20 protein-coding genes are annotated in these 20064 nt (G+C 66.6%); 1 reads left to right on the forward strand and 19 read right to left on the reverse strand.

Annotation, left to right across the window (positions count from 1 at the left end; all coding sequences use genetic code 11):
- Positions 1-11 precede the first annotated feature (11 nt).
- From CBI38_RS18195 to CBI38_RS18250, 12 genes are all read right to left on the reverse strand, one after another.
- The gene (locus tag CBI38_RS18195) at positions 12-254 is read right to left on the reverse strand and encodes an RNA-binding protein (RefSeq protein ID WP_005240479.1); all 243 of its coding nucleotides are present in this window, start codon (positions 252-254) and stop codon (positions 12-14) included.
- Positions 251-712, reverse strand: coding sequence for a 30S ribosomal protein S16 (gene rpsP, locus CBI38_RS18200; RefSeq protein ID WP_109330964.1), 462 nt, complete (start codon positions 710-712; stop codon positions 251-253). The genes CBI38_RS18195 and rpsP overlap by 4 nt, the downstream gene beginning before the upstream one ends.
- Positions 713-891: 179 nt before the next feature.
- On the reverse strand, positions 892-1977 hold the full coding sequence (locus CBI38_RS18205) for an amidohydrolase family protein (RefSeq protein WP_109330966.1): 1086 nt from the start codon (positions 1975-1977) through the stop codon (positions 892-894).
- Between the two features lie 4 nt (positions 1978-1981).
- Positions 1982-3565, reverse strand: coding sequence for a signal recognition particle protein (gene ffh, locus CBI38_RS18210; protein ID WP_109330968.1), 1584 nt, complete (start codon positions 3563-3565; stop codon positions 1982-1984).
- Positions 3566-3641: 76 nt separating this feature from the next.
- Positions 3642-6185, reverse strand: a complete 2544-nt coding sequence (locus CBI38_RS18215) for a [protein-PII] uridylyltransferase (protein ID WP_109330970.1) — start codon at positions 6183-6185, stop codon at positions 3642-3644.
- Positions 6175-6513: a P-II family nitrogen regulator gene (locus tag CBI38_RS18220; protein WP_005240467.1), complete on the reverse strand. Its 339-nt coding sequence runs from the start codon at positions 6511-6513 to the stop codon at positions 6175-6177. Before CBI38_RS18220 ends, CBI38_RS18215 begins: the two co-directional genes overlap by 11 nt.
- Before the next feature lie 4 nt (positions 6514-6517).
- On the reverse strand, positions 6518-7837 hold the full coding sequence (locus CBI38_RS18225) for an ammonium transporter (RefSeq protein WP_418328346.1): 1320 nt from the start codon (positions 7835-7837) through the stop codon (positions 6518-6520).
- Positions 7838-8062: 225 nt separating this feature from the next.
- A complete protein-coding gene (gene ftsY, locus CBI38_RS18230) occupies positions 8063-9478 on the reverse strand; it encodes a signal recognition particle-docking protein FtsY (protein WP_204164769.1) in 1416 nt (471 codons plus the stop codon).
- Positions 9479-9544: 66 nt separating this feature from the next.
- Positions 9545-13150 (reverse strand): chromosome segregation protein SMC, encoded by a 3606-nt coding sequence (smc, locus tag CBI38_RS18235; protein WP_109330974.1) that lies wholly within the window; start codon positions 13148-13150, stop codon positions 9545-9547.
- A 22-nt stretch (positions 13151-13172) separates the two neighbouring features.
- The gene (locus CBI38_RS18240; protein WP_109330975.1) at positions 13173-13448 is read right to left on the reverse strand and encodes an acylphosphatase; all 276 of its coding nucleotides are present in this window, start codon (positions 13446-13448) and stop codon (positions 13173-13175) included.
- Position 13449: 1 nt separating this feature from the next.
- Positions 13450-14379: an NHL repeat-containing protein gene (locus CBI38_RS18245; RefSeq protein ID WP_109335184.1), complete on the reverse strand. Its 930-nt coding sequence runs from the start codon at positions 14377-14379 to the stop codon at positions 13450-13452.
- A complete protein-coding gene (locus CBI38_RS18250; RefSeq protein WP_109330977.1) occupies positions 14379-14819 on the reverse strand; it encodes an OsmC family protein in 441 nt (146 codons plus the stop codon). The genes CBI38_RS18245 and CBI38_RS18250 overlap by 1 nt, the downstream gene beginning before the upstream one ends.
- Before the next feature lie 165 nt (positions 14820-14984).
- Between CBI38_RS18250 and CBI38_RS18255 the strand changes: the two genes are divergently transcribed.
- Complete coding sequence (locus CBI38_RS18255) at positions 14985-15656, forward strand: pyridoxamine 5'-phosphate oxidase family protein (RefSeq protein ID WP_109330979.1); 672 nt, start codon at positions 14985-14987, stop codon at positions 15654-15656.
- Here CBI38_RS18255 and mutM read toward each other — a convergent pair.
- From mutM to rsmD, 7 genes are all read right to left on the reverse strand, one after another.
- Positions 15598-16476: a bifunctional DNA-formamidopyrimidine glycosylase/DNA-(apurinic or apyrimidinic site) lyase gene (gene mutM / locus CBI38_RS18260; RefSeq protein WP_109330981.1), complete on the reverse strand. Its 879-nt coding sequence runs from the start codon at positions 16474-16476 to the stop codon at positions 15598-15600. The genes CBI38_RS18255 and mutM overlap by 59 nt on opposite strands.
- Positions 16469-17227 (reverse strand): ribonuclease III, encoded by a 759-nt coding sequence (gene rnc, locus CBI38_RS18265; RefSeq protein ID WP_109330983.1) that lies wholly within the window; start codon positions 17225-17227, stop codon positions 16469-16471. Before rnc ends, mutM begins: the two co-directional genes overlap by 8 nt.
- Positions 17228-17246: 19 nt before the next feature.
- Positions 17247-17429 carry a 50S ribosomal protein L32 gene (rpmF, locus tag CBI38_RS18270; RefSeq protein WP_109330985.1) on the reverse strand — a complete coding sequence of 61 codons (183 nt, stop codon included), beginning with the start codon at positions 17427-17429 and terminating at the stop codon, positions 17247-17249.
- 2 nt (positions 17430-17431) lie between these two features.
- Positions 17432-18043 carry a YceD family protein gene (locus CBI38_RS18275; RefSeq protein ID WP_284707201.1) on the reverse strand — a complete coding sequence of 204 codons (612 nt, stop codon included), beginning with the start codon at positions 18041-18043 and terminating at the stop codon, positions 17432-17434.
- An 83-nt stretch (positions 18044-18126) separates the two neighbouring features.
- Positions 18127-18900 (reverse strand): DivIVA domain-containing protein, encoded by a 774-nt coding sequence (locus CBI38_RS18280; protein ID WP_109335185.1) that lies wholly within the window; start codon positions 18898-18900, stop codon positions 18127-18129.
- Positions 18901-19008: 108 nt separating this feature from the next.
- Positions 19009-19500 (reverse strand): pantetheine-phosphate adenylyltransferase, encoded by a 492-nt coding sequence (gene coaD / locus CBI38_RS18285; protein ID WP_109330989.1) that lies wholly within the window; start codon positions 19498-19500, stop codon positions 19009-19011.
- Positions 19497-20063: a 16S rRNA (guanine(966)-N(2))-methyltransferase RsmD gene (gene rsmD / locus CBI38_RS18290; RefSeq protein ID WP_109330991.1), complete on the reverse strand. Its 567-nt coding sequence runs from the start codon at positions 20061-20063 to the stop codon at positions 19497-19499. The genes coaD and rsmD overlap by 4 nt, the downstream gene beginning before the upstream one ends.
- Position 20064 lies beyond the last annotated feature (1 nt).

Here is a 20064-nt window from a genome sequence, read left to right on the forward strand (position 1 = left end):
CTGTGCGGCCGCTACTGATCGGTGTCGACGACGTCGACACGGATCCCGCGGCCACCGATACCGGAGACCAACGTGCGCAGCGCTGTCGCTGTGCGACCGCCACGTCCGATGACCTTGCCGAGGTCGTCAGGATTGACGTGAACCTCGACAGTGCGCCCCCGACGCCCGGTGATCAGCTCGACACGAACGTCGTCGGGATTGGCGACGATGCCACGAACGAGGTGCTCCACGGCATCGGCGACGACGGCACTCACTTGTCAGCAGCCTCGGAGTTCTCGGCCTCTGCACCCGACGCGTCGGCAGCAGCCTCATCGTCGTCGGCCTTGGCCTTCTTCTTCTTCGGGGTGATGGCCTCGGACACCGGCTCGTTCTCGGCCTGCGCCAGCGCAGCCTGGAACAGCTCCAGCTTGGACGGCTTGGCTTCCTTGACGCGGAGAGTGCCCTCGGTACCCGGCAGGCCCTTGAACTTCTGCCAGTCGCCCGTGATCTTCAGGAGTGCCTCGACGGGCTCGGTGGGCTGCGCGCCCACGCCCAGCCAGTACTGCGCCCGCTCGGAATCGATGTCGATCAGCGAGGGCTCTTCCTTGGGGTGGTACTTGCCGATGGTCTCGATCGCGCGGCCGTTGCGACGGGTGCGGGCGTCGGCAACGACGATGCGGTACTGCGGGTTCCGGATCTTGCCGAGCCGGGTGAGCTTGATCTTGACAGCCACTGCTGTACTTCTCCTTCGGTGCGCACACCAAGTGCACACATTGTCACGTGCAATTCAGCGACGCACAGGAATAGTGCGTCCGGTTTTGCCTCTCACCTGTGACCGCCGCGCGGTACGGAACCGGATGCGACGAACAGCGGATCATTCTGCCAGACGAGCACCGTCAGGGTAAAACCAGGTCATCGCGTCTTGACGACATTTCCGCGCAGCACCACGATGGCGGGTGCGGCGAGGGCATCGCTTCCGGTACGTGGGTCGTCCCGGTAGACGAGCAGATCCGCGGGTGCGCCCGGTTCCAGCCCGGGATGCCGCAGCCAGGTCCGGGCGTTCCAGCACGCAGCGCCGAGCGCGTCGGTCGGCGACAGCCCGACGGCTTTGAGCTCCTCGACCTCGTCGGCGATCCGGCCGTGCACGATGGATCCGCCGGCATCGGTGCCCGCGTAAATCGGAATTCCGGCCTCGTGGGCCGCGCCGATCGTGTCTTTCACCCTCGAGTGCAGGTCCCGCATATGAGCCGCGTACACCGGGTACCGCGTCGCAGAGTCGGCGATCTCGGGGAAGGTGGCGATGTTGATGAGCGTCGGGACGAGGGCAGTACCGTGCGCCACCATGAGCTCGATCGTCTCGTCGGTGAGCCCCGTACCGTGCTCGATGCAGTCGATACCGGCGTTGATCAGACCGGGAAGCGCGTCCTCGGCGAAGACGTGGGCCGTGACCCGTGCGCCTTCTCGGTGGGCGGCGGCGATGGCTTCCACCAGAATGTCGTCGCTCCACAAGGGTGCGAGGTCACCGATCGACCTGTCGATCCAGTCACCGACCAGCTTGACCCAGCCGTCACCGGCGCGCGCCTGCCGCGCAACCTCGGCCGGCAACTGCTCCTCGTCCTCGAGGTCTACCGGCAGCCCCGGTATGTATCGCTTGGGTGCGGCAATGTGCTGACCTGCCCTGACGATCCGCGGCAGGTCGACCCGCTCGTCGAGGAATCGGGTGTCCACGGGAGACCCGGCGTCGCGGATCAGGAGGACACCGGCATCGCGCTCGGTCTCCGCCTGCGCGATCAGCCCCTCGATGCTCTCACCACCGCCGCCGCCGAGCTTGATCCCGACGTGGCAGTGCGCATCGACCAGTCCGGGAACGATCCACCCCGAATCACAGATGGTCTCGGCACCGGCGATCGGCTCGGTGGAAACGACCCCTTGATCCACCCAGTATTCGACGGGCTGTTCGCCGGGCAGGCCGATACCCCGCAAGTGCAGTGCGCTCATCGCTCTACTTCTTCGGCAGCTTCAACTGCGACAGGTCGATGCCTTCGAGACCGGGAGGTAGCTCGTCCAGCCCCTTCGGCATGCTCGACAAATCCGGCATGCCCGCCGGAAGGCCACCGGGCATTCCGGGGAAACCACCCGGCATGCCCCCGGGGAATCCTCCGCGCACCTTCGGCGGCGTCGGACCCTTCCCGCCCTTCTTGCCTTTCTTGCCCTTCTTGCTGCGCTGCGGCTTGCGGGATCCGGGCATGCCCATCCGACCGGCCATCGCCGCCATCATCTTGCGGGCTTCGAAGAAGCGGTCGACGAGCTGATTGACGTCGGACACCTTGACACCCGAGCCGTTGGCGATCCGCAGCCTGCGCGAAGCGTTGATGATCTTGGGGTCTTCGCGCTCCGCCGGCGTCATGCCCCGGATGATGGCCTGCACCCGGTCGAGTTGCTTCTCGTCGACGTTGGCGAGGGCGTCCTTCATCTGTCCAGCGCCGGGAAGCATCCCCAGGAGGTTGCCGATGGGCCCCATCTTGCGGACGGCCATCATCTGTTCGAGGAAGTCCTCGAGGGTCAGCTGCCCCGAGCCGATCTTCTGCGCGGTGGCCTCCGCCTGCTCGGCATCGAAGTGCTGCTCGGCCGCCTCGATGAGGCTGAGGACGTCACCCATGCCGAGGATACGGCTGGCCATCCGGTCGGGGTGGAAGACGTCGAAGTCCTCGAGCTTCTCACCCGTGGAGGCGAAGAGGATGGGCTGTCCGGTGACCTCACGGACGCTCAGAGCCGCGCCACCGCGGGCGTCACCGTCGAGCTTGGTGAGCACGACACCCGTGAATCCGACGCCTTCACGGAAGGCTTCGGCGGTACTGACCGCGTCCTGGCCGATCATCGCGTCGAGAACGAAGAGAGTTTCGTCCGGATCGACAGCATCACGGATGCCCGCGGCCTGCGCCATCAGATCGGCATCGATACCCAGGCGCCCCGCGGTGTCGACGATGACGACGTCGTACTGCTTGGTGCGGGCCTCGTCGATACCGGACCGCGCGACTTCGACCGGGTCTGCCGCGGTGATCCCGAGCGGGTTGTCACCGCCGCCGATCGACGTGCCCGGGTGGGGCGCGAACACGGCGGCGCCTGCGCGTTCACCGACGATCTGCAGCTGGGTGACGGCACCCGGACGCTGCAGGTCACACGCCACCAGCAGCGGGGTGTGCCCCTGATCGCGCAGCCACTTGGCGAGCTTGCCGGCGAGAGTGGTCTTACCGGAACCCTGCAGACCGGCGAGCATGATCACGGTCGGCGGTGTCTTGGCGAACGCGAGTCGACGGGTCTCACCGCCGAGAATCCCGACGAGTTCCTCGTTGACGATCTTGACGACCTGCTGCGCCGGATTGAGCGCCGCGGACACCTCGACGCCCTTGGCCCGCTCCTTGATCCTCGCGATGAACGCGCGCACCACGGGCAGCGCGACGTCCGCCTCGAGCAGAGCCAACCGGATCTCACGACACGTGGCGTCGATGTCGGCCCCGGAAAGGCGACCCTTGCCACGCAGATCCTTGAGGGCTCCGGTCAACCTGTCGGAAAGGGATTCGAACACCGAGTGCGCTCCTGAAGTCGTGCGAGTATGCGGTGGATATTCTCGGGCACCAGCGTAACCGCTCCGGTCCGGCCGATCACTCCCGCCCGCTGCCCGCCTGCTTCTTCGGCTTCGGCAGCGGAACGACGGCGAGGATGGCCCGCTCGACCTCTTCCCTGCTCGCCCGCGTGTCGTGATCACCGAGATCGAGGCAGAACGAGTCGACGACCGATGATCCCAGCGTCGTCACCTTCGCCCACCGGACGTCCGCGCCGCAACTGTCGAATGCGGCGGCCAGCCGGCACAGGAGACCCAGCCTGTCTTCCGCGCGCAGTTCGAGAATCACCTCGCCGGGGGCCGCGGTGTCGAACCAGATGACCCGCGGCGGGGCCTGCGCGTACAACACGGGAACGGCGTCTCCCCGCTCTTCCTCCGCCGCGACGCGCTGGCTCTCGCGGGCCTCGTCCTCCTTGGCCGTGAGCATGTCCAGCAGATCCAGTTCGCCGGCCAGCGCCCGGATCAACTCCTGCCGGAGCAGCCCTGCCTGCGGCGGTGCTCCGAAGCGCGGCGACACGACGAAGGAATTGACGGCCGAATCGCCGGAGCTGCCCAACGAGGCCGAATAGACCCGAAGGGAATGCAGCGCAAGCACTCCGGCGGCTTTCGACAACAGTCCGCGCTCGTCGGGGGCGATCACGGTGACCACGTAGGTGTGGGGACTGTCGGCCGGGTTCAGCGCGACATGGACCCCACCGCCCGCCGCCAGCGCGACATGTTCCGGATCGAGCGGATCCGGCGCGGGAAGATCCTCACCCGCCATGACCATGCGGCACCTGCGGACCAGCTCCCCGATGAGCGACGACTTCCAGTCGCCCCACACGCCGGGACCCGTCGCGAGCGAATCGGCCTCGGCCAATGCGTGCAGCAGCTCCAGGAGTACCCCGTCCCCGCCGAGCGCCTCCACGACCCGTTCCACCGTTTCCGGATCGTCGAGGTCGCGTCGGGTCGCGGTCTGCGGCAACAGCAGGTGATGACGCACCATCGCCGTCAACGTCGCGATGTCCGACGGCCACAGCCCGAGCCGCTTACCGATCTGGATCGCCAGTTCGGCTCCCACGACGCTGTGGTCACCTCCCCGCCCCTTCCCGATGTCGTGGAGCAGAGCGCCGAGCATCAGCAGGTCGGGCCGGGCGACACGCGTCGTGAAACCGCTCGCGTACGCCGCGGTTTCGACGAGATGACGATCCACCGTCCACGTGTGCACGGCGTCCCTCGGCGGTAGGTCGCGGACGGCTCCCCACTCCGGCAGAAGCCGCCCCCACAGTCCCGTACGGTCGAGCGCTTCGATCGCGGCGACGGCCCTGCTTCCCGAGCCGAGGAGGACCAGAAGGTCGTTGACCGCCTCCTTGGGCCATGGTTCCCGCAGTTCCGGCGCGTGGTCGGCCAGGCGGTTCAGCGTCGAAGCGGACATCGGCATGCCCGTGGTGGCCGACGCTGCCGCCACCCGCATGACGAGACCGGGATCCTTGCCGGGCCGGGCATCGCGCGCCAGAACCACTTCGCCGGCATGCTCGACCACACCCTCGTCGAGAGGTCGCCGCACAGGCGGCCTTCGCAGTCGCGCGAGACCACGGCGGGGCAGGGCATTTCCCGCCGTCCGCACCCCGACATCCACCGAGTAGCTGATGGTGCGGGCGGCGTCGCTGAGCATGCGGGCCAGATCGAAGCGATCCCCGATCCGCAGTGCCGCGCCGATCTCGTCGGCGTCCTGGGCCCGCAGCTGGTCACGGGGGCGTCCCGCAACCCGGTGCAGCTCGGTACGCACGTCGAGGAGACGACGATGCGCCAATGCGAGTCCGCCACCGGGCGATTCGGGTCCGAGTCCGGGCATGCCGTCGGTGAGCTGCGCGATGGACAGCGCGTTGAGCAGCTGTACGTCCCGCAGTCCACCGCGACCGCTCTTGAGGTCCGGTTCGGCGCGATGGGCGATTTCACCGCTACGTTCCCACCGCGACCTGGTCTGGGCGATCAGCTCGTCGAAGCGGTTGCGGATGTCGGTGCGCCATTGGCGCCGGACTCCGCTGATGAGAAGGTTGCTCAATTCGACGTCGCCGACGATGTGCCGCGCCTCGAGCATCCCCAGTGCGGCAGTGATATCCGTGGATGCGACCTGCAATGCCTGCGGGATGGTGCGGACACTGTGGTCGAGTTTGATGTGCGCGTCCCACAGCGGATACCAGAGCTGGTCCGCAACCCGCGACACCACGGCGGGATCCATGTCGTCGTGGAGGAGCACGAGATCGAGGTCCGAGTACGGCAGCAGCTCGCGGCGGCCGAGCCCGCCGACCGCGACGAGCGCGAACCCGCAGTCGGGCTTGATACCGAGCTCGGCGCCTTTCGTGGTCAGCCAGAATTCGTGCAGGTCGACGAGGGCGTGCCGGAGCGCGGGCGCGTCCAGCCTTCGGCCGTGTCCTCCCCTTGCACCCGGAGTGCTCTCCGAACCGCCGCTGAGGAGCTGTCGGCGTGCGCGGGCCAGGTCCGCAGCTTCGTTCGATCCGCCTGACGCAACCGGCCCTGGTTCCGTCGCCTTCGCGACGGGACCAGGGCCGGTCTTACCGGACCCGTTGGGGTCAGAGCGCATCCGCGCCGCGTTCCCCGGTGCGTACCCGGATGACCGACTCGACGGGTGACACCCACACCTTGCCGTCACCGATCTTTCCGGTGCGGGCTGCTTCGACGATCACCTCGACGACCTTGTCCACTGCCGCATCGTCCACGACGACCTCGACTCGAACCTTCGGTACGAAATCGACCGAGTACTCGGCCCCGCGGTAGACCTCGGTGTGACCCTTCTGGCGGCCGTAACCCTGGACCTCGCTGACGGTCATTCCGAGGACGCCCGCCTGCTCGAGTCCCGTCTTGACGTCCTCGAGAGTGAACGGCTTGACAATTGCGGTGATCAGCTTCATTTCCTCATCCCTCCTTGCCGGACACGCGAGCGGTTGACGAATTTCCGCCGAGTGCAGCGAAATCGTAAGCCGTTTCTGCGTGTTCCGACTCATCCACTCCCAGTGATTCACCCTCGTCGCTGACCCGCAGACCGATGGTGAACTTCACGATCAACGCAACGATGGCCGTACCGACGAGCGAGTAAAGCAGTACTGCTCCGGCGCCCACTGCCTGACGCCAGAGTTGATCGAAACCTCCACCATAGAACAGTCCGTCGACGCCCGCGGGTGCCTCCGTGGTTGCGACGAGTCCGACCATCAGCGTTCCGACGATGCCGCCGACGAGGTGCACTCCCACCACGTCGAGTGAATCGTCGAAGCCGAGGCGGTACTTGAGCCCGACGGCGAGTGCGCAGAGGGCACCGGCGACAACACCGATCGCCAACGCACCGAGGACGTTCACGGACGAGCAGGAGGGGGTGATGGCAACCAGACCGGCCACGATTCCGGACGCGGCACCGAGGGTGGTCGCATGCCCGTCGCGGATGCGTTCGACGAGAAGCCACGCGAGCATCGCTGCACACGTTCCGACGACGGTCGTGATGAAGGTCGCTCCGGCAATTCCGTTGGCGCCGACGGCAGAACCTGCGTTGAAGCCGAACCAGCCGAACCACAGCAGGCCTGCGCCGAGCATCACGAAGGTCAGGTTGTGCGGGCGGAAGGGCGTGCCCGGCCAGCCCTGGCGCTTCCCGAGGATGATGCAGAGGACGAGTCCGGCGGCGCCGGCGTTGATGTGCACGGCCGTACCACCGGCGAAGTCGATGGCGGCGAGTTTGTTGGCGATCCAGCCACCGGTCTCGGCGGTGACGCCGTCGAAGGCGAAGACCCAGTGCGCTACCGGGAAGTACACGACCGTCGCCCAGAGGCCGGCGAACAGCAGCCAGGGACCGAAGCGCAGGCGATCTGCGACGGCACCCGAGATCAGTGCAACGGTGATGATGGCGAACATCGCCTGGAAGGCCACGAAGACCGTCGCGGGAATCGTCCCGACGAGGGGGATCGCCGAGTCGGCGATGACCGAACCGGCGTCATCGGTTTCCGCGAGGTACGAGCCGCCGATCAGCCCCTTCAAGCCGAAGTACTGGAACGGGTCACCGAAGAGGTTCGACTGGTCTTCACCGAACGCGATGGAATAGCCGTAGAGCACCCAGAGGATGCCGACGACGCCCATGGCGCTGACGCTCATCATGACCATGTTCAGCACGCTCTTGGCACGAACCATGCCGCCGTAGAAGAACGCAAGACCCGGAGTCATGAGCAACACGAGCGCGGCGCTGGTCAGCATCCACGCTGTGTCCCCGGTGTCCGGTGCACCGATAGTGGGGAAATCCACCTTGAGCCTCCTCCTTCTCAGCCCAGCCCGTTGCTGGCTGACGACCTGAGAAGAAGGGTGCTCATGCGGTGTTTCAGCCGTGCCACTGCACTGTTTCGCGCAGGTGAACGCATCACCCATTTGTGTTGCGTACAGGTTTCGTCACGGCAGTTCCATGTTTTTTCGGGGTCGTTCCGCTCAGCCCAACAGGGCGTCGACGAATGCACCCGGCTCGAACGGGGCGAGATCGTCGGCGCCTTCACCGAGTCCGACGAGCTTCACCGGAACACCGAGTTCGTGTTGCACCTGAAAGACGATGCCACCCTTGGCCGTGCCGTCGAGCTTGGTGAGCACCACTCCGGTGATGTCGACGACCTCGGCGAACACGCGTGCCTGCGCCAGACCGTTCTGGCCGATCGTCGCATCGAGAACCAGAAGCACGTCGTCGACCGACGCCTTCTTCTCGATCACCCGCTTCACCTTGCCGAGCTCGTCCATCAAGCCTGTCTTGGTGTGAAGGCGGCCCGCTGTGTCGATCAGCACGGCGTCGACGCCGTTCTCGATGCCCTTCGATACGGCGTCGAAGGCGACGGCAGCCGGATCCGCTGCTTCCTTGCCCCGAACCACCTCGGCACCCACCCGTTCCGCCCACGTCTGGAGCTGGTCCGCGGCCGCGGCGCGGAACGTGTCCGCTGCCCCGAGCAGGACGCGTCTGCCGTCGGCAACGAGCACACGCGCGAGCTTGCCGGTGGTGGTCGTCTTGCCGGTGCCGTTGACTCCGACGACCAAGAGGACCGCAGGGTGGTCGTCGTGCGGCAGCGCACGAATCGACCGATCGAGCTCGGGCCGCAGCTCGGCGACCAACACTTCGCGCAGCAGTGCCCGGGCGTCCGCCTCGGTACGGACGCTCCGCGCCGCCATCTGCTCACGCAGCGCGGTGACCACCTTCGTTGTGGTCGCCGAGCCGAGGTCCGCGATCAGAAGAGTGTCCTCGACCTCTTCCCACGAATCCTCGTCGAGGTCGCCGCCACCGAGCAGGCCCAGCAAGCTCTTCCCGACAGCAGACTGGGAGCGGGACAGCCGACCGCGCAGGCGGTCGAGTCGGCCCTCGGTCGGGGCGATCTCGTCGAGCGCGGGCACGGACGGCGCTGCCGGTTCCGGCGTGACCACCGGCTCGGGTGCGACCACGGTTTCGGGTGCGACCACCGGTTCGTATGCGACCACGGGCTCCGGCGCGACCACGGGCTCGGGTGTGATCACGGAATCCGTGTCCGCGGGCTTTTCGGGAGCCGGAATCACCTCGTCCGGCGTCGTCGTCGGCTTCGCGGGCGGGACCACCTCGGGAGTGGGCGCCGGTGTGGGGGCCGGGGGGCGTGGCGCCGGCGCGGGTTCGCGCGGCGGAGCGGTCGCCGTCGACCCCTCACTGAAACTGAAACCGGTGCCTGCGCGATAGCCGCCCGACCGGTCCTTCTCCGTGGCGATCTGTGGAGTGTCGGGCGCCTTCAGGGAGATCCGGCGTCGCCGGTACAGCACTGATCCGACAACGAGAACGACGAGAAGAACGGCCAATGCGGCCGCGATGGCAATCCAGGCTCCGGTAGTCACGTCGCCCATTGTTTCAGGCTCCGGTTTCGCCCGCGCAGTGCCTTCCCACGTGCGAGGGCTCCCACCGCAGCCGGATCAGGCCCCGGCGGCGGCCATGTCCTGACCCCGCAGACGCTGGGAGATGACGGTGGTGATGCCGTCACCGCGCATGCTCACACCGTAGAGAGCGTCCGCAACTTCCATCGTCGGCTTCTGGTGGGTGATGACGATAAGCTGCGACTTCTCCCGCAGCTGCTCGAACAAGCCGATGAGACGACGCAGGTTCGTGTCGTCCAGCGCAGCCTCGACCTCGTCCATCACATAGAAGGGTGACGGCCGGGCCCGGAAGATCGCGACCAGCATGGCGACCGCGGTCAGTGACTTCTCGCCACCCGACAGCAACGACAGTCGTTTGACCTTCTTTCCGGGCGGACGGGCCTCGACCTCGATGCCGGTCGTCAGCATGTCGGACGGGTCGGTGAGCACCAACCGTCCTTCACCACCGGGGAACAATTTCGCGAACACCTGCACGAACTCCCGTTCGACGTCGGCGTACGCCTCGGTAAACACCTGCAAGATCCGGGCGTCCACATCGGCGACGACACCGAGCAGGTCCTTGCGGGCTGTCTTGACGTCTTCGAGCTGAGTCGACAGGAAGTTGTACCGCTCCTCGAGGGCCGCGAACTCCTCGAGGGCCAGCGGGTTGACCTTGCCGAGTGTCGCCAGATCTTTCTCCGCACGTTTCGCTCGACGCTCCTGCGCAGCCCGGTCGTAGGGAATCGGCGCAGGCATCGTGACCTGCTCCCCCCGCTCCTTCGCCTGCTCGTACTCCTCCATCTCCAGCGGCGAGGGCGGCAACGGCACATCCGGCCCGTATTCTGCGATCAGGTCGTCCAACCCGATGCCGTGCTGTTCGAGGATCGATTCCTCGAGCTGCTCGATGCGCGTCGCGGCCTGGGCGCGGGCCACCTCGTCGCGGTGGACGGCGTCGGTCAGTGAAGCCAGCTGTGCAGTCAACTGACGCACCTTCTCCTTGACCTGCTCGAGCTGCTCGGTCCGCTCGGTGCGCGACCTGGCGAGTTCGTCGCGGTGCGCCATCGCCGCTGCGACCACCTCACCGAGATGGTCGGCCACCCGCTGTCCCGATTCGGCCACCGCAGCCGCGACCGCGGCAGCGTTCTGCCGTGCCTTCATCGCACGTTCCGCACGCGCCCGGGCGTCGCGTTCCACCTGCGCTGCCCGGCGCAGCGAATCCGCCTTTCCGCGCACCGACTCCGCCCGCTCCTCGGCTGTGCGAACCGCGAGCCGGGCCTCCACCTCGACGGCGCGCACTTCGGCGAGCGCCGCGGCCGCCATCTCGCGCTCGTAGCTCGTGGAGTCTGACCCACCAGATTCGGTGCCGCCGGGCGTGGCGTCCTGCTCGGCCAGGCGCAGCCGCTCTTCGAGTTCGGCGAGAGCCGCCAGGGTCTCCTCGCGCCCGCTTTCCGCCTTCTCCCGCTGCCGAGTGAGGCGATCGGATTCCGCATGTGCCGCGCGTGCCGCCTGCCCGAGGCGGCCGAGTCGCTCGTAGATGGCGGACATCGCGGCGTCGGACTCGTTGAGGGCGGCGAGGGTCTGCTCGGCGTTCTCCTGTCGGGCGACCTGTTCGGCAAGCGCTCCCGACAACGCCGCGGACAATTCCTCGGCACGCCGTTCGGCGTGCGCCAGATCGCTCACCGAGTTGTCGATCGCGGCCTGAACCTCGAGAGTGCTGGGCTGCCTGTCCGAACCGCCACTGATCCACCCGGCACCGAGCAAGTCTCCGTCTCGGGTGACGGCGCGCAGTTCCGGTGCCGAGTCGACAATCTCGACGGCGTCGTCGATCGAGTCGACCACCACTACACCGGCGAGGAGCGCGAACAAGCCTGTTCGGAGCTCTGCCGGGCACTCGATGACGTCGGCCGCCCAACGAGCGCCGAGGGTGAGCGCGGCACCGGACGAGGGAATCCGGTCACTTCCGATCACCAGAGCGGCCCGTCCGCTGTCGGTATCTTTCAGCGCGCCGACCGCTGCGCGGGCCGCATCGAGTGAGTCGGCGACGACGGCATCGGCTGCCGGACCCAACGCCGCTGCGACCGCGCCTTCGTACCCCTTCTCTACGGTGATGAGACCACCGAGCGGTCCCGCAATGCCGTCATCGCGGCGATTCTCGACGAGCCAGCCTGCCCCGTCTTTGCGTTCGAGTCCCATAGACAGGGCGTCGATCCGGGCACGAAGCGATGCCACTTCCTGACCTGCCGCGCGTTCGGCGCTCTGCAGTTCGGTGACACGCTCGGTGACCAGGCGCAGCGCTTCGACGGCTCGCTCGTGGTGGGAGTCGAGTCCGACCTCCCCCGCGTCGAGGTCACCGATCTCGTCCTGGACCACTTCGAACTCGGCTTGCGCGGCGTCGCCGCGCGCCCTGGCTTCCTCGATCGCCACCGTCAACCGCGACACCTCGGCGTCCACCGAGTCGGCGCGCGTCCGCAGGGTGTCGACCTGGCCCGACAGCCGGGCAAGCCCCTCGCGGCGGTCGGCGATGGCACGGACGGCGGCCATGTGTGCGCGTTCCGCTTCTGCGGCCGCCTCCTCCCCCGCGGCGAGCTGCTCCTTGGCCGCGTCGAGTGCCGCGCGCGCCATCTCGACAGCCTCGGCCAGTTCTTGTTCCTCCGCCGCGAGCCGATCGGCACGCGCCTCCATCTCGTCGGGATCCTGACCGCGATGCGCCGAAGGCTCCGAATCGAGATGCCGAGCCCGTTCGCGGGCGATCCGAATAGTGGCATTGACGCGCTCCGCGAGGGCAGACAGCCGAAACCACGTCTGGGCTGCCGCCTCGGCGCCCGGCGTCAACCGCGACAGCTCCTGCTCGTGACGGCCGAGCTCGAGAGTGGCCTCGTCGAGTGCCTCGGTGACGGCATCGTGCTGCTCACGGGCTCTCTTCTCGTCCTGCGCCTGATTCGCCAGCTCCGCCCGGCGGGTCACCAGGTCATCGGCAGCGAGCCGCAGCTTGGCATCGCGAAGGTCGGCTTGCACGGTCTGCGCGCGCCGAGCCACCTCCGCCTGCCGCCCCAGTGGCTTGAGCTGACGACGCAACTCGGCCGTCAGATCGTTGAGCCGGGCGAGGTTGGCCTGCATGGAGTCGAGCTTGCGGACGGCCTTCTCTTTACGCTTGCGGTGCTTGAGCACCCCCGCTGCTTCTTCGATGAACGCACGCCGGTCCTCGGGCCGCGACTCGAGGATGGCCGCCAGACGCCCCTGCCCGACGATGACGTGCATTTCCCGTCCGATGCCGGAGTCGCTGAGCAGTTCCTGCACATCCATCAGTCGGCAGGAGCTGCCGTTGATCTCGTATTCGCCCGCACCGTCGCGGAACATTCGACGGGTGATCGAGACCTCGGAGTAGTCGATGGGGAGTGCGCCGTCGGAGTTGTCGATGGTGAGCGTGACCTCGGCGCGGCCCAGCGGTGCCCTGCCCGCCGTGCCCGCGAAGATGACGTCCTCCATCTTGCCGCCGCGCAGGGCTTTCGCGCCCTGCTCCCCCATCACCCAGGTGAGGGCATCGACCACATTGGACTTTCCCGATCCATTGGGTCCCACGACGCACGTGATACCGGGTTCGAATCGCAGAGTCGTTGCGGACGCAAAGGATTTGAATCCCTTCAGCGTCAGACTCTTCAGATGCATGACGGACGACTTTACCTTCGGATCACCGTTCGACGAACCCGGTGACGTCTCCGCGAGCGGAATCCCATTGCTCGACCACCAGGTCCACGGTGCCCGGTGTGTTGCCCGAACGCAGGAGTGCGAGCAGCGCGTCCAGCTTGTCGCGCGGGCCCTCGGCGATCACCAGCACCCGGCCGTCCGCCTGGTTGGCCGCATAACCGACGAGACCGAGTTCCAGCGCCCGCGCGCGCGTCCACCACCGGAACCCCACGCCCTGCACGTACCCGTGAACCCATGCTGTCAGTCGTTCCGTCGTCATGTCACGGCCGTTCCAGTCGGTAAATGGTCCCGGTGAAACTCGTCACGTACAGCGCGTCCGCGTTCCAGCCCGGTCCGGCGCCGAACCGCACCGACGACACCAGCGGGAGCCCGGACGCGAGTGCACAACTCTCCCCGGTCGCCGGATCGACGCGCACCACCTTGCCACCGCCGTTGTACGCGACGTACACGATGCCGTCCGGTCCTACGGTGAGGTCGTCAGCGGCATTGAGCGGACCGGCCCCTGGCAACGGTATCGACACCACCGGGCCGGTCAGGTCGTCCTCTCGCAGAATGCGCAACGTGGTGGTCGTATCGAACGTCGTCACCGTGTAGATGTTCCCGTCGTGGGCAGCGAGGCCGTCGACGGTTCCCAAGTCGGTACGCACCACTTCGGGTGTGTGTGGATCCGCGGCCGGAACACGGGTCACTCCTGCGCCCGACCCCAGATTCCGCGCGGTGAGGAGGTCGCCGTTCCCGAGCCGCACCAGCCCGTTCGGCATGACGAGTCCCTTGGCCACCGTGTGCGTATCCCCGGTGTCGAGATTCACGACGTCTATCGTTCCACTTTCCGTCCCGGCAACTCCGGCGGAGAACGAATTTCCGGTGGCGAAGTAGGCGTCGGAGCCGTGCATCGCGATTCCGCCCGGCGCGTCGACATCGGGCACGATCGAGCGGACCGTTCCGTCCGGCTCCACGCCGTCCAGGGCGCCGCCGCCGACGAGACCGGTCCGGGACACCAGCATCGTTCCCGCCCCGTCGAATGCGAGGTTCTCGAGGATGCCCGCGCCGGAGATCACTTCGGACACCGACCAGGGCGTGCACGCTCCGACCGGCGGCGCGAACGCCGGTCCGGCAGCAGCGGGTGCGGCCGCGAGAAGGCCGGCGCTCACTACCAACCCTCCGGCGAGGGCGGTCAGCTCACGCCGCATCATGCGTCGCTTTCGATGGTCAGTGTGACTTTCGTTCCCGTCTTCAGAGTCCGGCCCACGGTGCATACCTTGTCGATCGAGCGCTCTACCAGCGCGACGAGACGCTCCTGCGCGGCAGCGTCGAGCTCGCTCAGGTCCAGTTCGAGGACCTCGTCCAACTGCGGGTACACCTCGTTCTCCCGGTCGGCCGCACCCGACACCCGGATCGTGGCGTCGTAGTTGTCACCCAGCCGTCGAGAGAGAGGGAAATCAGAGCTCATCCCGCTGCACGCCGCGAGCGCGATCTTCAGCAGTTCACCCGGAGTGAATACACCTTCGACGCCCTCCGAGCCGATCAGGACCTCGGCGCCGCGTGAGCTGCGTCCCGTGTAGCGGCGGGTGCCCGTTCGCTCGACCCACAACGAGGTAGTGGCCGGCGTGTCGGAAGTCTGTTCTGCCATGCGCACAATCCTGCCACTCGGGGCCGACGGACCTGCACCGTGGGCGTCCATCCTCCCGACGGGCAGTCGGGGGGCGGCTGTGGATTGCAGGCACCGAAGCACGGCACGGTCGTTCGGTGCACCGTAGGGTGAACCGACCAATGACGCCGACACGTAAGCGGGGCAATGCAGATGGGCCAGATCGGTAGCGCGGGTGAGCGAACCCTTCAAGTCGAGTACGGCACCGAGGATCGCGCCGCGAAATTCTACTCTGACCAGGTGCTCGACCACCTCAATCCGACGATGATCGATTTCGTCGGCCGCCAGGAACTCGCGTTCGTCGCTACCGCCGACGCGTCCGGCGAATGTGACAACAGCTTGCGCGCCGGCGCACCCGGTTTCATGCACGTCATCGATCCGAAGACGGTGGCGTATCCGGAATATCGTGGCAACGGAGTGATGGCGAGTCTCGGCAACATCCGGGAAAATCCCCACGTGGGAATCATGCTCGTGGACTTCGTCCACGACCTGATCGGCTTGCACGTCAACGGTTCCGCCCGGATCGTGGAAGACGCGGACCTGCGTTCCGAAATCCCGGATCTACCAGCAGATCACACCAAGGGCCGGGTGCCAGAGCGATGGGTCGTCGTCGACGTGGAGGAGGCGTATATCCACTGCCGCAAGCACATTCCACGAATGGCGCCCGTACCGCACCACCGGGAGTGGGGCACGGACGACGTCAAGCGCAAGGGCGGCGACTATTTCGAGGCCAAATCGACCCTGCGACACGATGAAGAGCTCAGGCAGGGCGTTTCGGCGGACTTCGCCGCGGCGCAGGCTGGCACCTCGGGCAGCTGAACGACGAGCGATTCATGAACTTCTCACGACGAATTGCAGTGCCGCACCGCGGGCAGGGACGATCCTCCTGCCCGTATGCGGACAGCGATCGATCGAAGTAACCGGACTCGCCGTTCACGTTCACGTACAAGGCATCGAAGGACGTACCGCCCTGATCCAAGGCTTCGCGCATGACCTCCTGAGCGGCCCCGAGCAGCTGGCGGAGGGTCGCAGCAGTCAATCGATCGGTGAGGCGGGTCCCGTGGATCTGCGCGCGCCACAGGGCCTCGTCGGCGTAGATGTTCCCGATCCCCGACACCACCGTCTGATCGAGAAGAGCACGTTTGATCTCGGTGTGCTTGCGGCGCATCACCGTAACGGTCGCCGCAGATTCGAATCTCGTGTCCAGTGGATCCCGGGCGATGTGCGCAACCGAATCAGGGACGAGCGAGCCGTCGACATCGACCAGAGGCGCGAGCGCCCATCCGCCGAAGGTGCGTTGATCCACGAACCGCAGATCGAGTCCGGAATCGAGCCGCGCCCGAATGCGCAGATGTTTCTCGGTGACGGCCTCGGGTGGCTGCACGAGCATCTGCCCGCTCATCCCCAGGTGGACCACGAGCGCGACGGCACTGGGCTCGAGGACCAGCCACAAGTACTTTCCGCGGCGGTCAGCTTGCGCGATTCGTTCGCCCGTGAGCTGTCCGGCGAGATCCTCTGCGCCGAGGATATGCCTCCGGATCGCGCGGGGATGCAGGACGTCGACCGAATCGATGGAAGCTCCGACAATGTGCCGTTCGAGTCCGCGGCGAACTACCTCGACCTCGGGAAGTTCAGGCACTGACGCCGTCGGCCGCTACGTCCGGGCCACCGTCGGACAGAGCGTTCCACGCAGTACTCGCGGCCTTCTGCTCGGCTTCCTTCTTGGATCTGCCGATTCCGACACCGAACGCCTTGCCGCCCACTACGACGGTGGCAGTGAATTCCTTGTCGTGGTCCGGTCCCGTTGCGGTGATCTCGTACGAGGGGACCCCGACACCACGTTCGGCAGTGAGTTCCTGCAGGCTCGTCTTCCAGTCGAGCCCTGCGCCGAGACGCGGAGCCCGTTGGAGTAGGTCGCTGAACAGGTCGAGTACCACTCGCCGCGCTGTCTCGATCCCGTGCTGCAGATGGATCGCCCCGAGTATCGACTCCATGCCGTCCGCCAGAATGCTCGGCTTGTCGCGCCCGCCGGTCATCTCCTCGCCCTTGCCGAGGAGCAGATGCGCTCCCAGGCCGCCGTCACCGAGTGCACGAGCCACCTCGGCGAGCGCGTGCATGTTGACGATGCTCGCGCGGATCTTCGCGAGGTCGCCCTCGGATTTCTGCGGATGAGCAAGGTACAGCTGCTCGGTGATGGTGACTCCGAGCACGGAGTCACCGAGGAACTCGAGTCGCTCGTTGGTGGGAAGGCCACCGTTCTCGTAGGCATACGAGCGGTGGGTCAACGCCAACGTGAGCAGCGAAGGTTCGATTTCGACGCCGAGAGCGGCGAGGAGGGAAGCATGATCCTCCTCGCCGCCGGCGGGTGTATTACTGATGTCGCTCGTCACGACGCCTCTCCGTGGCGAACTAGACGGCGGCAGTGACCTGGCGGCCCTTGTATGTGCCGCAGGACGGGCACGCGATGTGGGGCAGCGTCTTCTCGCCGCAGCCACGGTTGGGGCAGGTAACGAGGGTGGGCACAGTGGTCTTCCACTGGCTGCGACGCGACCTCGTGTTGGATCGCGACATTCTGCGCTTGGGGACAGCCACTTCTACTTCTCCTCGGCTTCGTTGTTCACAAGATTCTTGCTGGGATCTGATTCCACGCCAAATTTGGCTGCAAGACCAGCCCAGCGAGGATCAAGTATGTCATGCCCATGACCAGATTCGGCAATCGCCAGGCGAACGCCACATTCTGGGCACAGTCCTTGGCAGTCGTCGCTGCAGAGCGGCTGCAGAGGAAGCGCGAGTCCGACCGCGTCGATGATGACGGGCTCGAGGTCGATCTCGTCGTCCTCGACGCGGTAGATCTCATCCTCGTCCGTGGTCTCCTCGGTGGCGCTGTCCGGGTAGGCGAACAGCTCGGTGAGGCTGAGATCGACAGATCCGCTGAACGGCTCGAGGCATCTCGAGCACTCGCCGACGGTGTCGGCGCTGACGGAACCGGTGACCAGGACGCCTTCGGACACGGCTTCCAGACGGAGATCGAGATCAATCTCCGATCCCTCCTCGATTGCAATCATGTCGAGTCCGATGCGCCGCGGCGCCGTCACCACCCGTTCGACGGTGCGCATCGAACCAGGACGACGGCCTAGCTTGACCGTGTCCAGCACGAAATCCGCGTCCCTACGGGAACGCGATGAGCTGCGGCGATGGGTTGACAAGACACTTCACTTTCGAGATGAGGAGAACGACTTTGGGCAACCACTCCACGATACGCAATCGGCGTGGATGATCCAAATGCCGGTCAGCGGCGGCGCTCGGCCCGCCGGTCGTCTGCGTCGTAGTCGGAAGCGTAGTCGGGCACGCCCGAACCCGTCCGCAGCTGCTGGCGTCCCCGTCCGACGGAGCGAATAGTGCCGGACAGGAACTCCTCGAACTCGGCGAGTTTCGTGTCGACATACAGGTCACAGTCCGATCTGAGCCGGTCGGATTCGGCGTGTGCGGCGTCGATCACCCTGGCGGATTCGGCATGCGCCTGCTGCACGACCTCGGTCTGCGATACCAGGCGTTCCTGCTCGGCGGTACCTTCCGCGACCGAGCGCTCGTACGACGCCTTCCCTGCCTCGATCATGCGATCGGCTTCGGACCGGGCGCGGGTGGTGAGAGTGTCGTACTCGCGCTGCCCCTCGGCGATGGTCGCCTCGGATTCTGCCTCTGCGTCGGCGACCAGCTGCTCGGCGTGCGCACGCGCCTCGGCGACCATCCTGTCGGCCTGAGCTTTTGCGTCCGCGAGGATGCGATCGGCGTCGTCCCGTGCATTCTCGATCGTCGACGTAGCTTCGGCGTTGGCGCTGGCGACTGTCTTTTCAGCGTTGGACCTGGCGTCACCGACCAGCTTGTCGCGGTGGTCCAGCACGTCCTGGGCGTCGTCGAGTTCACCGGGAATGGCGTCGCGCACATCGTCGAGCAATTCGAGAACATCGCCGCGTGGGACCACACAGCCGGCGGTCATGGGCACACCGCGTGCCTCTTCGACAATCGCGACAAGTTCGTCGAGCGCCTCGAAAACCCGGTACACGAGCAACCCCAATCTTTCATGACCTCAGCAGGTCGGCGCAGCCTTCTTCGTGCAAGTCTGCCGGATGGGGACGCCAGGGGTGTGCCGCGACGGCCGGTGTGTCGGGTATCAGCTCTCGGCGGCCCGCTCGGCGATCCTCGTCAGCAGACGGGCGTGCACCTTCTCGGGCAGCATTCCCGTGACGTCGCCGCCGAAGGTGGCCACCTCCTTGACCAGTGAGCTGGAGAGGTAGCTGTAGGCAGGGTTGGTGGGAATGAACAACGTGTCGACGCCAGTGAGTTTCTGGTTCATCTGCGCCATCTGCAGTTCGTAGTCGAAGTCGTTGGCGCCACGTAGACCCTTGACGATCGCTGTGATCCCTTGCTGCTTCGCGTAATCCACGAGCAGGCCGTGCCAGGAACTGACTCGCACGTTCGGCAGTGCACTGATGGCATCCTCGAGCATCTCGATCCGCTCTTCCACCGTGAAGAGGCCACGCTTGCTCTTGTTGATCATCACCGTGACGATGACCTCGTCGAACTGCGCGGCAGCTCTGCCGATTACGTCGAGATGACCATTGGTTACAGGGTCGAAGGATCCGGGGCAGACAGCGCCAGTCATGAGTCCAGACCGTAGCAGGTCGCCAGCTCGATCCGAGCCTCACCGTACTTCTTCGCCTTGACGGGCGCGTAACCCTCCGGCCACGACGTCTCCGGTGACCGCGACGAGCGCTCCAGGACCACGAGCGACCCGTCCGCCACCCAGCCGTGCCCCCGCAGATCACTCAGAACCGTCTGAACCGCGCCGTCATCCACCGCATACGGCGGATCCGCGAGAACCAGGTCGTACACGCGGTCGGCGGTGCCGGCCAGCACCGCGGACACCGGAGCCGTCCGCACCGCTGCACCCGGCAATCCCACCGCACCCACATTCTGCGAGATGATCCCCGCAGCTTTCGCATCCGATTCGACGAGCAGGACACGATCGGCGCCCCGCGAGAGCGCCTCGAGCCCCAGGGCCCCCGAACCTGCGTACAGGTCGAGAACCGAGGCGCCCTCGAGATCCATCCGGCTGTGCAGGGCGCTGAACAACGCCTCACGGACCCGGTCCGAAGTGGGCCGGGTTCCGCTCGGCGGGACCCGCAGGCGTCGGCCGCCCGCGAGCCCCGCGATGATGCGGGTCATC

The organism is Rhodococcus oxybenzonivorans (assembly GCF_003130705.1).
Classification (GTDB): Bacteria; Actinomycetota; Actinomycetes; order Mycobacteriales; family Mycobacteriaceae; genus Rhodococcus_F; species Rhodococcus_F oxybenzonivorans.